Below are 14,162 nucleotides of genomic sequence, written 5' to 3' on the forward strand. Positions count from 1 at the left end.
ATCGTGGCTCACAGGCCAGATCATCAATACCGAGGGCGGGTTCGGACGCTGGCGTCCCCGCGGAAGCTAACCTTCAGGCGTTGAACCGGAACTCCACCACGTCGCCGCGGATACCAACCTCTGGCAGCAGCGTTTCGTAGATCTGCGCGAGACTGGGCATATGGCCCGCTGCTTACTGCGCGAAGACGCTAGCGACGAGGACTCGAAACCGTGATCCCAGTACACCTTCTACGAGTTGCCCACGGATACCGCCAATGCATACCCGTGCGGATGCGTAACGAGACAAAAGACATTGCGGAAGGAATGCGACTGTGATCGACGACTCCGCTCCATGCAAAGAGACGCTCGGTCGGATCGCTGTCGATATCGAGAGGCGGGCGGGCCAGAAACGATGGACGGACCGAACGGGCTTCCTTATGGAGCGTGACGTCATGGTCGCGAGCTTCGCGATGCGAAAACTTCTGGACACACCTGGGAAGATCAGCGACGGAGCCGAGGCCGAACGCGTGCAGGTGCTCTCGCACCCTCTCAAGGGGCAGCCGCCGGACTTCTGGAGCCGCCATGAGTTCTGGGAGATGTTCGATCTGAAGCAGGGGAAACGCGAGCAGATCTCAGTCCGTGAGCTGTGCAACCGCGTGGTCCACAGCGTCGTGTTCTCGTTCAACGGGAGCGAGGAGCCGCAGCACCGACTCGAGGGTATCTTCGTCGCATCTGATTTCAGCAGCAAACGGTCGTTGACCTATATCGAAGTTACCGAGCTGGTCCGCGTGCTCAGGGTCTATGCCCACGACGACGTCGTCTACATGGCGATGCACCGTGATGCGGACGGCCGGATGCGCGTCACCGAGGCCTGCCGTGAGCGACCTCGCGAACTTGAATAGATCAAGTCGCGGAGATACCAAAGGTTCAGTTCGAGAAGCGGAACTCCACCACGTTCCGGCACGCAACAACCTTTACGGGCTGGACGAGGCGGGCGTGCTCGCAGCTCCGTCCAGAAAAAGAATCTGTCGAATGTGCAACGCCGCCGCCTGGCGTCTCCATGAGGCGTTTAACGATGCCCCACCGTTCGCGCTGGGCTCACGCCGCAACCCTGACACCCTTGCTAAGATCCGAACATGGGGAGTCTCCTGAAAACTGCAGACGAACTCGTCGCTGCACTGCAGAACGCGTCTGACCCACGTGAGACCGAGCGGATCCGAACCCGAGTCGCAACCGATGAATCGGTCATCGGCGTCCGGATGGGCACCTTGTTCGAGACGGCGAAGCTTGCCACCGACATCCCCCCAGCAGAGCTCGAGAGACTTTTCACCCATCCTGCGTATGAGCCGCGCCTCGCCGCATTCTGCATCCTCGATTTTCGCGCCCGTCGGCGTCTCTCCGACAAAGAGCGTGAGGCTCTCGCCGCAATCTATCTCGACCACCACGACGCCATCACGACATGGGACATGGTTGATCGAGCAGCACCCCGGGTAATCGGGTGGCCGATCCTAAGCGACGTGATCGACTTTAGGGTTCTCGAAGACCTTGCACGATCCGACGACCCACTTCGACGACGGTCTGCGATCACCGCGCCATTATGGTTCATCAAGAAAGGGACAGATGGTGACGTCGCGCGCGGACTTCTCATTGCCGACCTACTTGCTGACGACCCGCACCCGCGCGTCGCCTCCGCGGTCAAGATCTACCGCAAGCATGCAGCACGGCGCGATCAATGAACCCGACAATTAAACGTTGAACCGGAACTCCACCACGTCCCCGTCCTGCATGACGTAGTCCTTGCCCTCCATGCGCACCTTGCCCGCAGCTTTGGCATCGGCCATCGATCCAGCGGCCACGAGGTCGTCGAAGCTCACGATCTCCGCCTTGATGAAGCCGCGCTCAAAGTCGGTGTGGATGACGCCTGCGGCCTGCGGTGCGGTCGCGCCCTGCGGGATCGTCCAGGCCCGCGACTCCTTGGGACCCGCCGTCAGATACGTCTGCAGCCCGAGCGTCTTGAAGCCCACGCGCGCCAGCTTGTCCATGCCGGACTCGTCCTGGCCCGTCGACTCGAGCATCTCCTTGGCCTCGGCCTCATCGAGCTCGATCAGCTCGGACTCGAACTTGGCATCCAGGAAGATCGCCTCCGCCGGCGCCACGAGCTCGCGCAGCTCCTGCTGCATGGCCTCGTCCGCCAGCCCGTCCTCGTCCGTGTTGAACACGTAGATGAACGGCTTGGCCGTCATCAGCTGCAGCTCCCGCAGCTCGGAGACGTCGATTCCCGCACCCGCCGCACCGTGGAAGAGCGTCGTGCCGTCCTCCAGGAGCGTCTTGGCCTTCTGCACGTTCTCCAGCACGCTCGGCTCGATCGTCTTGCGCTTCGTCTCCTTCTCGAGACGCGGCAGTGCGTTCTCGATGGTCTGGAGATCGGCGAGGATCAGCTCCGTCGAGATCGTGTCCATGTCACCCGCAGGCGTCTCGGAACCATCGACGCGGGTGACGTCAGGATCGGAGAATGCACGGGTCACCTGGCAGATCGCGTCCGCCTCGCGGATGTTGGCGAGGAACTTGTTGCCCAGGCCCTCACCCTCGCTGGCGCCCTTGACGATGCCCGCGATGTCCACGAAGGAGACCGTCGCCGGCAGGATCTTCTCACTGCCGAAGATGCGGGCCAGTTCGCCGAGGCGGGGGTCCGGCAGAGGGACCATGCCCACGTTGGGGTCGATCGTGGCGAACGGGTAGTTCGCGGCGAGCGCCTCTGCGCGGGTCAGAGCATTGAACAGGGTGGACTTGCCGACGTTGGGCAGTCCGACGATTCCGATAGTAAGAGCCACGTTGCCCGAGTCTACCGGTCACGGAATACGGCATGCATGTCAGCACAGAGCGAATCGGCTCACCGTTCCCGCGATCCACCGCTCCAGCATCTCCGCACCATGCCCCGCGAAGTCCGGCCCGAGCTGCTGGAACACCTCCGCACTGATGAGACCTACCAGGCCCGTCCAGGCCTCCACCGCCTGAGCCGCCCGCTGCGCCGGCATCCGGAGTCCGAGCTCCTCTCCGCCGGCCGTGAGCACCGCATCCAGACCCTCACTGAGGCCCGAATCCGCGACCGGCCCCTCCTCTGCATCTGCCGCAAGCATCCCCATGAACCGTCCCAGCACCGCAGTCCCGGGACCCGTGGTCCGTTCGGCCGGGGCCGCATAGCCCGGCACCGGCGAGCCGTACACCAATGCCCACTTGGCAGGATTGGCCACCGCCCAGCCGCGCATGGCCCGCGCCAGCACCGCGAGAGCCTCTGCCGCCGAGGCCGGCTCGCCGCCCCGCTCGAGCGGCTCACCCTCCCGCTCGTCCGGTTCGCCGCCGCGCTCGCCCGAAGCCCCACCTTCCAGCGCCTCCTCCACCCGCGCGGCCAGCTCCGAGTACGCATCGACGAGGAGCAGGGTGAGCAGCTCGTCACGGCTGGCGACGTGCCGGTACAGCGCCGAGGAGGCCACTCCGAGCTCACGGGCGATCGCCCGGACGGAGAGACCCGCCGCTCCGTGCTCCGCGAGCAGCGCGTTGCCCACACGCAGGATCCCCTCACGCATCTCTGCACGCGCCTGCGCGTGCGTCCTCAGCACTGGTCGGTTCATGGGCGCAAGTCTGGCACGAGCCACGGCCACCATCAATTCTGTGAGCACTGCTCTTGAAAATTATCACGCCCACCCGTACGCTGAACTCCAACAGAGAGCACCGCTCACAGAATGGATACTCATGCGATACGTCCTCACCGGCGCAGGCCAGATCGGCACCCAGCTCGCCCACGACCTGGTCGGCGCAGGCCACTCGGTGACAGTCATCCGCCGCTCGCCTTCACCGCTGCCGGGCACCACGCTCCTCCAGGGGGACGCCGGAGATCCTGCACTGCTGCACCGAGCGCTCTCCGGCGCCTCGGCGATCTTCCACTGCATCCATGCGGACTACAGCGCACCGGCCTGGGAGCGCGCACTTCCCCCTCGCGAGGCAGCCGTCATGGATGCTGCCGCCGCCACCGGCATCCCGGTGATCTTCCCGGAGTCCGTGTACGCCTACGGGCACGGTGCGGAGCACCTCACGGAACGCACGCCGCCGGCACCCGTCGCGCCCCTCGGAAAGGTGCGTGCACGGCTCCTGGCCCAGAGGAAGGCACATGCGGCGAGGACCCTGTCCGTCGTCGCCGCGGATCTGCTGGGCCCCACCGCGCACCCCCGCACATCCGTGTTCCCGCTCATGGTCCTCGCACCCGCACACCGCGGACGCCGGGCCTGGGTCATGGGCGACCCGGATGCGCCGCGTTCGGCCACCTACATCCCGGATCTCGCCCGTGCGATGATCGCCGCCGCACAGAACGCGCACGCACTCGCACCGGAGGGCGACGCCGTCCTGCTCGCGCCCTCCCTGCCCCCGCTCTCCCAGCGTGAGATGGCTCAGCTCGCCGCCGAGGCCGCCCGCGGTCGCACCGGCAGCTCAGCCAAGCAGCTCCCCGTCTCACGCATTCCGCGTGCGGTGTTCGCCGCCGCAGGACTCTTCTCCCCCATGGCCCGCGAACTGCACAATCAGCAGTACCTCTGGGACGCGCCTGCGGTCATGGAGAGCGGCCGGCTCACGGGCGAGTTCGGTGTCGAGGCCTCGTCCTGGGACACCGTGCTGGCGGAATGGGTGCGCACCGGAGGCTGACCCGGACAGGGCTTCCGCTCCGCACGTGTCCCTCCCCCGCCCACACCGCTGTGTCCGTGCCTCGTGGTTCCATGTGGGACATGCACACCGCCACACTCGCGTCCGTCCTTCTCCTCGTGCTCGCCCTCGGCCTCGTCCTGGGCTGGCTGCTGGGTGCCGCGCGGGCGCGCAGCAGTCTGCAGGAACGGCTCGTCCGCGCGGAGACCACGGCCCGCCTGCTGCAGGACCGGTCCGAGGCGCTCGAGGCCGATGCACAGGTCGCCGGGGAGCTCACCGCCGCCGTGGGCCCCCTCGCCTCGGACCTGCGGACGCTCAGCCAGCACGTGAGCGGACAGGACCGGCAGCAGGCGGCCAGACTCGCGGGCCTGGACGAACAGCTCCGGCAGCTCGCCCTGCAGAACGAACGGCTCCGCGCCTCCGCGTCCGAGCTCTACTCCGCGCTGTCGGCGACCAGCGCACGCGGCGACTGGGGTGAGGTGCAGCTGCGCCGGGTCGTGGAGCTCGCCGGCATGCTGGAGCACGTGGACTTCGACGTCCAGGTCTCCGTCCGCACCGACGGCTCCACCGCCCGCCCGGACATGGTGGTCCACCTCCCGGGGGAGGCGAGCATCGTCATCGATGCGAAGGCCCCGCTCAGCGGCTTGGACGGCAGCGCTCCGGAGGCGGGCGCGCAGGCACGTGCAGTGCGCCGGCATGTGAGCGCCCTGTCCAAGAAGGCCTACTGGCAGGCGTTCACCCCGGCGCCGCGCTTCGTCGTGTGCTTCCTGCCCTCGGACGGTCTCCTCGCCTCCGCCGGCCAGGAGGATCCGGCGCTCATCGACGACGCGCTCTCCTCCGGTGTCATCCTCGCCTCCCCGTCCACCCTCCTGGGCCTGCTGAAGACGGTGGCCCTCAACTGGCAGCAGGCGGATCTGAGCCGGAGCGCGCACCGCATCCTCGACCTCGGCCGGGAGCTCCACGCCCGGGTGGGAACGCTCACAGAGCACCTCACCCGGATGGGTGCGGGACTCGACCGCTCGGTGGAGGACTACAACCGCCTCGTCGGCTCCTTCGAGTCGCGGTTCCTGCCCACGGCACGGAAGCTCTCCGCCACCGGCGTCTCCGAGGCCGCCCTGACGGAACCGCAGGAACTCTCTTCCCGCAGCCGGGGGCTCACAGCAGCGGAGTTCGAACCCGCGCATCATCGAGGCGCGAACTGAGAGTCCCGTCTGCCCACATACGCACGCCCACCCATCCGGCCGCGTACGGGGAAGCCTCACCCGCACACGCGGAGGACCTGCCCGCACGCGCGGCGGGCTCAGGACAACCGGCGTTGCGCGATCCTCCTGATATGGTCCGGTCTTGACCGGCGGACGGTCCGCGGCGACCCTCCGCGGAACAGTCCGCCGGGCAGTCCAGTCCCCCACGATGGAAAGTCGATGACCACGGATCCCCACAACCCGCCCCCGCAGCCGCCGATGCCGCCTCCAGCCCCGCCGCAGGCACCTGCCCCGCACCCTGCGCAGCAGCCGCAGAGCACAGTGCGACCACAGGGCGCTCAGCAGCCTCCGGGAGCGGCCCCATCGGTGCCTCCCGCATACAGCTCGCCCCCTTACGCCGAGCCCTCCTCCACCCCGGCCGCGGAGCACCTCCGCCCCCGCACCGGCGCGAACGGCCACGGTGCGAACTCCGGCTATCAGTTCCGGTTCCCCACAGAATGGCCGCGCAGTGCCGCCGCGCTCAGGCCTCGGTTCGAACGCGGCTTCGCCAGCGTCTTCTCAACCGCACACATGCCCACCGAGGCGAGGATCGGCTACTGGATCTGGCTGGTGCTCGGCTGCCTCACGATCGTGAGCATGATCGGCACCTATCTCTTCGTCTTCATCAGCGCACTCACCAATCCCGTGGTGCTGTGGGGCACCGGAATGGTGAGCCTCTTCGGCACGGTGCGCTGGGGACTGATCATCGCCTTCCTCGCCGCCGGTGTCATCGGCCTCATCATGCAGATCGTCCAGCTCTACCTCACGCTGCGCCTGCGCGAGGCCTCGGAATGGGCGCGAATGGCACTGACGCTCCTCACTCTCGCCGCCGTCGTCTACCAGATCCTCACCGCCGTCGTGATCCCCGGACCGGGCACGGGCGGCACCGTCGCCGCTGCGGTGCTCTCGGTCGTCCTCCTCGTCCCCTTCTGGCTCCCCCGGGCCAACGCCTGGTTCCTTGCGCAGCCGGATCGGGGGTCTCGGAGCAGGCACTGAGAGCCGGCGCTGCGCGTCCGCGGGCCTGCGTTCGCACAGAGTCCCCGTCGCACATGTGACCGTCCGCGCTCACACACATGAGGGGCGGAGCGCCCCATCCCGGCGCTCCGCCCCTCACACGCATCGTTCAGCCATTCACATGCGGAGTTCCACCCACGGCCGTCCTCACCGCAGCTCGTGCTCGCGGTCCGCACCGCCGGGCTTGTTGGACGTGGCCAGGCCGGCCGCCTTGAGATCCTTGCGGAGCTCGCTGGGCAGCGAGAACATGAGGTCCTCCTCGGCCGTGCGCACCTCCTCGACCTCGTGATACCCGTAGTCCGCCAGCAGACGCAGCAGATCCTGGACGAGAGTGTCCGGCACACTGGCCCCGCTCGTCACCCCCACGGTCGCCACGTCGTGGAACCATTCCTCATCGACCTCACGGGCGAAGTCGACGCGATGCGCCGCCTTGGCCCCGTGCTCCAGGGCGACCTCCACGAGCCTCACCGAGTTGGAGGAGTTCGCGGATCCCACCACCAGCACCAGGTCGGCGGCAGGCGCCACCTTCTTCACGGCCACCTGACGGTTCTGCGTGGCGTAGCAGATGTCGTCGCTAGGCGGATCCGTCAGCGCAGGGAACCGCTCGCGCAGGATTCCCACCGTCTCCATCGTCTCATCGACGCTGAGGGTGGTCTGCGAGATCCACACCAGCTTGTCCGTCTCCGGCAGCTCGACGGTGCGCGCCTCCTCCGGATTCTGCACGAGCGTGATCGCCTCCGGAGCCTCGCCCATGGTGCCCTCGACCTCCTCGTGGCCCGCATGGCCCACGAGGAGGATGGAGTATCCCTGCTTCGCGAAGCGCACGGCTTCGCGGTGCACCTTCGTCACGAGGGGGCACGTGGCGTCGATGGTGCGCAGCTCCAGGTCCGCCGCCTCCTGGTGCACCTGCGGCGAGACTCCGTGCGCGGAGAACACCACGCGTGCCCCCTGCGGCACCTGGGCCGTCTCCTCCACGAAGATCGCCCCGCGCTCGGAGAGCGTCTCCACGACATGGCGGTTGTGGACGATCTCCTTGCGCACGTAGACGGGAGCGCCGTAGTGCTCCAGCGCCCGCTCCACGGCGATCACCGCACGGTCCACCCCTGCGCAGTAGCCTCGCGGGGCGGCGAGGAGCACCTTCTTCTCCGCACCTTCCGGATCGCGGATCTCGGTGGGGTCCTTGCGGCGGCGCGGCATGGTCGGCACAGGCACGGTCACGGCAGTCATACGGCTGATTCTACGGATCCAGGCTCCGGAAGCGCTGGACACCGCGCGGAGCCCGGCGGACACGCCCCGGAACCCTGCGTCCGTGCCCTCGTCTAGGATCGTCCACGAGTTGGGCCGACGTCAGCGAACCCGCGAGGAGGACGAGATGGCGGAGCGCATCACCGGCACGCCCGGCACCCTGGGCGAATCGCCGCAGCAGGCACCGCTGGCGCCCACAGCGGCGGAGACCAGTGCGGAGAATCCCTGGCCGGTCAGTCTGCTGGCGCACAAGATGAAGGCCTACATCGACCGCATGTCCACCGTGTGGGTCGAGGGCCAGGTGATCGAGCTCAACAACCGGGCCAAGGCCAGCTACCTCACCCTCCACGACACGACGGAGGACATCTCCCTCCCCGTGCAGATCTGGGGCAACGTCCGCGACCGGCTGTCGTCTCCGCTCACGGAGGGCTCCCGCGTGGTGGTCCAGGCCAAGGCCAACTACTGGCTGGCCAAGGGCCGCCTGACGATGCAGGCCTACGACATCCGCGCCGTCGGCCTCGGCGAACTGCTCGCGCGGCTGGAACAGCTCAAGCAGATGCTCGCAGCGGAAGGACTCTTCGACCCCGCGCACAAGCAGCGCCTGCCGTTCCTGCCCCAGCGGATCGGCCTCATCACGGGCCATGACTCGGACGCGCAGAAGGATGTCATGAGGAACGCCGGCCTGCGCTGGCCGGCCGTGGAGTTCGAGGTCCGCAACGCCGCCACCCAGGGCACACAGGCGGTCCCCCAGGTGCTCGAGGCGCTGCGCGCCCTCGACGAGGATCCGGCCGTCGACGTCATCGTCGTCGCCCGCGGCGGCGGCAGCATGGAGGACCTCCTCCCCTTCTCCAACGAGGCGCTCGTGCGGGCCGTGTACGCCGCACGCACCCCCGTCGTCTCCGCGATCGGCCACGAGGCGGACCGGCCCCTCCTCGACGAGGTCGCGGACCTGCGCGCCTCCACCCCCACGGACGCCGCCAAGCGGATCGTGCCGGACGTGGCGGAGGAGCAGATGGGGATCCTGCAGGCGCGCGCCTCCCTGGACGGCGTCCTCGACCGCATGCTCACGGCGGAGCTCAGAGCACTCGCGGACGTGCGCAACAGACCCGTGCTCGCGCAGCCGGAGTCCATGCTCACCGCACGCAGGCAGGACGTCGCCGCCCTCCGGGGGCGGGCATGGCAGGCACAGGCGGGGCTTGTCTCACGGGCCGGAGCCGAGGTGGAGCACCTCCGGGCGCAGGTGCGCAGCCTCTCGCCGCTCAACACTCTGGCACGCGGCTACGCGGTGGTGCAGGCACCGGACGGCAGCGCGGTGCGCAGCCACGAACAGGTCTCTCCCGGGGACCAGGTGTCCATCCGCGTGGCCTCCGGCCGGATCACCGCCACAGTGGACGAGACCGCGCCCGCGCCGCACGGCACCCAGGAGACGTCCGGCGCCCAGGAGACACACGGCGCAGAGCACACGCACCCCACAGACGACCACAACTGAACGCAGGAGTGAGAACCATGTCGGAAGCAGCGGCAACCACACAGCAGGACGTCGGCCAGCTCAGCTACGAGCAGGCGCGTGAAGAGCTCGTCACCACCGTCCGCACGCTGGAAGCGGGCAACCTCAGCCTCGAGGACTCTCTGCAGCTCTGGGAGCGCGGCGAAGCGCTCGCTGACAGGTGCCAGGCATGGCTGGAAGGCGCCAAGGACCGCCTCGAAAAGGCCCGGGCCGCAAGGGAGGAGAACGCGGAGGCCTGAGCGGGAGGCCCCGAGGCGCTGGAGAGCTCAGCCGGCCTCGGGCTCGCCTGCGGGTGCAGGCTCCCCCGCGTCACCCAGCGAAGCGAGCGCGTCCTCGACAGTCGTCTCGACCTGTTCCCAGGAGGTCGAGCCCGTCACCAGCAGCTGTGTGCCCTCGGCCTCGCCGAGCAGGGCATGCCCGGGGCCGTCGACGGCCTCGTAGCGGGCGAACTGCACGCCGGCCAGAGCGGACTCTCCTGTGTGGGCATAGCCTTCCAGGGCCCCGTCGCTCCACGTCTCCGGCGCTTCCGCTCCCACCTGCCGGAGTGAGAGCCACAGGTCCTCCTCCTCGTTCACCCAGGAGATGTACCAGGTGGGCACCGCCGCAGAGCCGTCCTCGCCGAACGTCGCGGTGTTGGAGTGCCAGCCCTCCGGCACCGCGGGCGCGGCGAGCGGGAAATCTGCGGTCGGCTGTGCGGTGGCCGCGACCTCCATGTAGTCCACCTCGCGGGTGGGGTCGCCCTGGGGCTGGGGTGCGAACATGAGCGCAACGGCCACCACCGCTGCACAGGCCAGCAGTGCGATGACCATGTTCACCCAGTTGTAGTGCCGCCGGATGGTCCGCATCTCCTCGCGCGAGCCGGCCTTGGTCCGAGCGATCGCACGCTCGCCGGGGAACAGCTCCGGCCCCTCCTGCGGGACGGAGGGGCCGTCGAGGGTTCCGTACCGTGCCGTCGAGGTGGGCAGCGGTGTGCGCGCGTCATCATGCTGGTCAGTCACAGGAGCATTCTCCCCGCTCCTGTGTGCGGCGGCCAAGTCCGCAGGTGGTCTCCCGTCCGTGAGGCGCATCCGCCAGGTGCATCCGCATGCCGGAGCACGCGATCGTGGTGGCACAATGAGAGCCATGCCTGAGAACTCCGCGTCCGCTGAGGCGCCAGAAGCCAAGCAGCACCACAACGGCGGCCGTCCGGACCCGGACGCTCCCCCCGTCGCCGTCACCGATTCCTGGTCCCAGCGGCTGCGCACAGCGGAGGGCGAACCGGACCGCAATCTCGCCCTCGAACTCGTACGTGTGACCGAGGCCGCGGCGATCGCCGCCGCCCCGTGGGTGGGCCGCGGCGACAAGCTGGCAGCGGACGGTGCCGCCGTCGCCGCCATGCGCAACGTCCTCTCCAGCGTGAGCATGGAGGGCACCGTGGTGATCGGCGAGGGCGAGAAGGACGAAGCCCCGATGCTGTTCAACGGCGAGCGCGTGGGCGACGGCACCGGCGCACAGGTGGACGTGGCGGTCGACCCGATCGACGGGACCACCCTCACCGCTCGCGGCATGCCCAACGCCATCTCGGTGATGGCCGTGGCCGAGGCCGGGAGCATGCTCGACCCCTCCGCGGTGTTCTACATGGACAAGCTCGCGGTGGGTCCCGAGGCCGCGGACTCCGTGGACCTCCGCCTCCCGGTCGCGGAGAACATCCGCCGGGTCGCGAAGGCCAAGGGCACCGACACCTCCAGCGTGACCGTCGTCATCCTCGACCGCCCGCGCCACGAGCGGATCATCTCCGAGGTCCGTGAGGCCGGTGCCCGCATCCGCCTCATCACGGACGGCGATGTGGCCGGTGCGATCGCAGCGGCCCGCCCCGGCACCGGCATCGACATGCTGCTGGGGATCGGCGGCACCCCCGAGGGCATCATCACCGCCTGTGCCATCAAGGCGCTGGGCGGCATGGTGCAGGGCAGACTGCATCCCCAGGACGAGGCCGAACGCCAGGCCGCGGCGGCGCAGGGCCTGGACGTCGACGCGGTCCTCACCACCGATGACCTGGTGAGCGGCGACAACGCCTACTTCGTCGCCACCGGCATCAGCCACGGCGATCTGCTCGACGGCGTCCGCTACGAGGGCGACCGCGTCCTCACCCATTCGCTGGTCATGCGCTCCAAGTCCGGGACCGTCCGCAACGTCTACGCGGAGCACAGGCTCGACAAGACCCACTCCTACGAGGAGGCCGCGCGCGAGGCCTCCAGGAAGGGACTGATCTGATGCCGAACAGCGCAGCGGACGCCGTATCACCGGCGCGGCGCTTCACCACACCCGGCGAGGCCTACGCAGCCCTGATGGAGGGCAATGCGAGGTACGTGGACGGCAACCCCGCCCACCCCAATCAGGACGTCTCGCGCCGCTCCGCGCTCGCCAACGTCCAGGAGCCCTTCGTCACCCTGTTCGGGTGCTCGGACTCCCGGGTCGCGGCGGAGATGATCTTCGATGTGGGCCTCGGCGACATGTTCGTGGTCCGCACCGCCGGCCAGGTGAGCGACTCCGCCTCGATCGGCACCCTCGAATACGGGGTCGAGGTGCTCGGCACCCCGCTCCTCGTCGTGCTCGGCCACGACTCGTGCGGTGCCGTCACCGCCGCCGTCGAGTCGTACACGACCGGGGAGACCCCCGGCGGCTTCATCGAGGACCTGGTCACGCGCATCCTGCCCTCCGTCGTCCACGCCCGCAGCGAGGGCTTCTCGGATCTGCAGGGCGCGGTCGTCCAGAACACCATCGACACCGTCATGCGCCTGCCCCGCAGGTCCACCCTCATCCGCCGGGCGCTGCGGCGTGGGTCCCTCGAGATCGTCGGCCTCACCTACCACCTCGCGGACGGCCGCGTGAACCTCGTCTCCCGCCTGGGGGCCGCGGTCAATGACAACGGCAATCCGGTGGACCTCGTCCGCGACCGCTGACCGGACTGATCCGCTGCCGTCGCCTCCCGTGCCCGCCGGCGCGGACGACGGCCGCGATGTCCACGGCTCTCACCACTGAACCCAGAACCGACCAGGAGCGAAGAAGAGATATGACGCAGGAATACCGCATCGAGCACGACACCATGGGCGAGGTCAAGGTCCCCGTCGACGCCCTCTACCGTGCGCAGACCCAGCGCGCCGTGGAGAACTTCCCCATCTCCGGCAAGACGCTGGAGCGTGAGCACATCGCCGCGCTCGGCCAGGTGAAGAAGGCCGCCGCCCGCGCCAATGCCGAGCTGGGCGTCCTCGACTCACAGCGGGCCGAGGCCATCGCCTCCGCCGCGGACACCGTCATCTCCGGCGAGGTCGACGCGCACTTCCCCATCGATGTCTTCCAGACCGGCTCCGGCACCTCCTCGAACATGAACACCAACGAGGTGCTCGCAGAGCTGGCCAACCGCGCGCTCGAGGGCTCCGACGTCGAGATCCACCCGAACGACCACGTGAACGCCTCGCAGTCGTCCAACGACGTCTTCCCCACCTCGGTCCACGTCGCCGTGACGAACGCGCTCGTCAACGACCTCAAGCCGGCGCTCGACGTCCTCGCGTCCTCGCTGGAGAAGAAGGCCGAGGAGTTCTCCGGCATCGTGAAGTCCGGTCGCACGCACCTCATGGATGCGACGCCCGTGACGCTCGGCCAGGAGTTCGGCGGGTATGCGGCACAGGTCCGCTACGGCATCGAGCGCATCGACGCCGCGCTCCCCCGCGTCGCCGAGGTCCCCCTGGGCGGCACCGCCGTGGGCACCGGCATCAACACGCCTGCCGGGTTCGCCGCACGGGTCATCGAGCTGCTCTCGGAGCAGACCGGCCTGCCCATCACGGAGGCGCGCAACCACTTCGAGGCACAGGCCAACCGCGACGGTCTGGTCGAGGTCTCCGGTCAGCTGCGCGGCATCGCCTACAGCTTCATGAAGATCAACAACGATCTCCGCTGGATGGGATCGGGCCCCAACACCGGCCTGGGCGAGCTGCACATCCCGGACCTGCAGCCCGGCTCCTCGATCATGCCCGGTAAGGTCAACCCGGTGATCTGCGAGGCTGCGATCCAGGTGGCCGCGCAGGTGATCGGCAACGACACGACGGTGTCGCTGTCGTCCACCAACGGAGCGTTCGAGCTCAACGTGGGCATCCCGGTCATGGCCGCGAACCTGCTCGAGTCGATCCGCCTGCTGGCCAACACCTCGCGGGTGATGGCGGAGAAGATGATCGACGGCCTCACCGCCAACGAGGAGCGCGCCCGCTTCCTCGCCGAGGCCTCCCCCTCGATCGTCACCCCGCTCAACAAGGTGATCGGCTACGAGTCCGCCGCGAAGATCGCCAAGCACGCCGTGGCGAACAAGCAGACCGTCAAGGAGGCCACGATCGCCCTGGGCTTCGTGGAGGACGGCTCCATCACCGAGGCCGACCTCGACAAGGCGCTCGACGTCACCACGATGATCGGCGACTACCGCTGATCTGAGCTTCTCGCAGAACCCCGCGGCGCCT

Annotated in this window: 14 protein-coding genes; 10 read left to right on the plus strand and 4 right to left on the minus strand. The window is 68.6% G+C overall.

Annotated features, from left to right (window positions below):
• Positions 1-311 precede the first annotated feature (311 nt).
• Positions 312-881: a hypothetical protein gene (locus tag ABD240_RS00005; RefSeq protein WP_344334232.1), complete on the plus strand. Its 570-nt coding sequence runs from the start codon at positions 312-314 to the stop codon at positions 879-881.
• 234 nt (positions 882-1,115) lie between these two features.
• Positions 1,116-1,715 (plus strand): DNA alkylation repair protein, encoded by a 600-nt coding sequence (locus ABD240_RS00010; protein ID WP_344334234.1) that lies wholly within the window; start codon positions 1,116-1,118, stop codon positions 1,713-1,715.
• A 9-nt stretch (positions 1,716-1,724) separates the two neighbouring features.
• Here the strand turns inward: ABD240_RS00010 and ychF are convergent, their stop codons facing one another.
• Both ychF and ABD240_RS00020 read right to left on the minus strand, forming a co-directional pair.
• Positions 1,725-2,810, minus strand: a complete 1,086-nt coding sequence (gene ychF, locus ABD240_RS00015) for a redox-regulated ATPase YchF (RefSeq protein WP_344334237.1) — start codon at positions 2,808-2,810, stop codon at positions 1,725-1,727.
• Between the two features lie 39 nt (positions 2,811-2,849).
• Positions 2,850-3,608: a TetR/AcrR family transcriptional regulator gene (locus ABD240_RS00020; protein WP_344334239.1), complete on the minus strand. Its 759-nt coding sequence runs from the start codon at positions 3,606-3,608 to the stop codon at positions 2,850-2,852.
• 121 nt (positions 3,609-3,729) lie between these two features.
• Here ABD240_RS00020 and ABD240_RS00025 point away from each other — a divergent pair, with 121 nt between their 5' ends.
• From ABD240_RS00025 to ABD240_RS00035, 3 genes are all read left to right on the plus strand, one after another.
• Positions 3,730-4,671 (plus strand): NAD-dependent epimerase/dehydratase family protein, encoded by a 942-nt coding sequence (locus tag ABD240_RS00025; RefSeq protein WP_344334240.1) that lies wholly within the window; start codon positions 3,730-3,732, stop codon positions 4,669-4,671.
• A gap of 80 nt (positions 4,672-4,751) precedes the next feature.
• On the plus strand, positions 4,752-5,870 hold the full coding sequence (locus ABD240_RS00030; RefSeq protein WP_344334242.1) for a DNA recombination protein RmuC: 1,119 nt from the start codon (positions 4,752-4,754) through the stop codon (positions 5,868-5,870).
• 366 nt (positions 5,871-6,236) lie between these two features.
• On the plus strand, positions 6,237-6,905 hold the full coding sequence (locus tag ABD240_RS00035; RefSeq protein WP_344334244.1) for a hypothetical protein: 669 nt from the start codon (positions 6,237-6,239) through the stop codon (positions 6,903-6,905).
• A 165-nt stretch (positions 6,906-7,070) separates the two neighbouring features.
• Here ABD240_RS00035 and ABD240_RS00040 read toward each other — a convergent pair whose 3' ends face one another.
• Positions 7,071-8,150, minus strand: a complete 1,080-nt coding sequence (locus ABD240_RS00040; RefSeq protein ID WP_291793732.1) for a 4-hydroxy-3-methylbut-2-enyl diphosphate reductase — start codon at positions 8,148-8,150, stop codon at positions 7,071-7,073.
• Positions 8,151-8,295: 145 nt separating this feature from the next.
• Between ABD240_RS00040 and xseA the strand changes: the two genes are divergently transcribed.
• Both xseA and ABD240_RS00050 read left to right on the plus strand, forming a co-directional pair.
• The gene (gene xseA, locus ABD240_RS00045; protein ID WP_291793729.1) at positions 8,296-9,657 is read left to right on the plus strand and encodes an exodeoxyribonuclease VII large subunit; all 1,362 of its coding nucleotides are present in this window, start codon (positions 8,296-8,298) and stop codon (positions 9,655-9,657) included.
• Positions 9,658-9,674: 17 nt separating this feature from the next.
• On the plus strand, positions 9,675-9,914 hold the full coding sequence (locus ABD240_RS00050; RefSeq protein ID WP_291793726.1) for an exodeoxyribonuclease VII small subunit: 240 nt from the start codon (positions 9,675-9,677) through the stop codon (positions 9,912-9,914).
• Between the two features lie 27 nt (positions 9,915-9,941).
• Here ABD240_RS00050 and ABD240_RS00055 read toward each other — a convergent pair whose 3' ends face one another.
• Positions 9,942-10,673: a DUF4245 family protein gene (locus ABD240_RS00055; RefSeq protein ID WP_291793724.1), complete on the minus strand. Its 732-nt coding sequence runs from the start codon at positions 10,671-10,673 to the stop codon at positions 9,942-9,944.
• A gap of 124 nt (positions 10,674-10,797) precedes the next feature.
• Between ABD240_RS00055 and glpX the strand changes: the two genes are divergently transcribed.
• The 3 genes from glpX (at position 10,798) to ABD240_RS00070 (ending at position 14,131) form a co-directional block, all read left to right on the plus strand.
• The gene (gene glpX, locus ABD240_RS00060) at positions 10,798-11,928 is read left to right on the plus strand and encodes a class II fructose-bisphosphatase (RefSeq protein WP_291793721.1); all 1,131 of its coding nucleotides are present in this window, start codon (positions 10,798-10,800) and stop codon (positions 11,926-11,928) included.
• Positions 11,928-12,617 (plus strand): carbonic anhydrase, encoded by a 690-nt coding sequence (locus tag ABD240_RS00065; protein ID WP_291793719.1) that lies wholly within the window; start codon positions 11,928-11,930, stop codon positions 12,615-12,617. Before glpX ends, ABD240_RS00065 begins: the two co-directional genes overlap by 1 nt.
• A gap of 110 nt (positions 12,618-12,727) precedes the next feature.
• Positions 12,728-14,131: a class II fumarate hydratase gene (locus tag ABD240_RS00070; RefSeq protein ID WP_344334250.1), complete on the plus strand. Its 1,404-nt coding sequence runs from the start codon at positions 12,728-12,730 to the stop codon at positions 14,129-14,131.
• Positions 14,132-14,162: the final 31 nt, after the last annotated feature.

The sequence above is a fragment of the Brevibacterium salitolerans genome, assembly GCF_039531405.1.
Classification (GTDB): domain Bacteria; phylum Actinomycetota; class Actinomycetes; order Actinomycetales; family Brevibacteriaceae; genus Brevibacterium; species Brevibacterium salitolerans.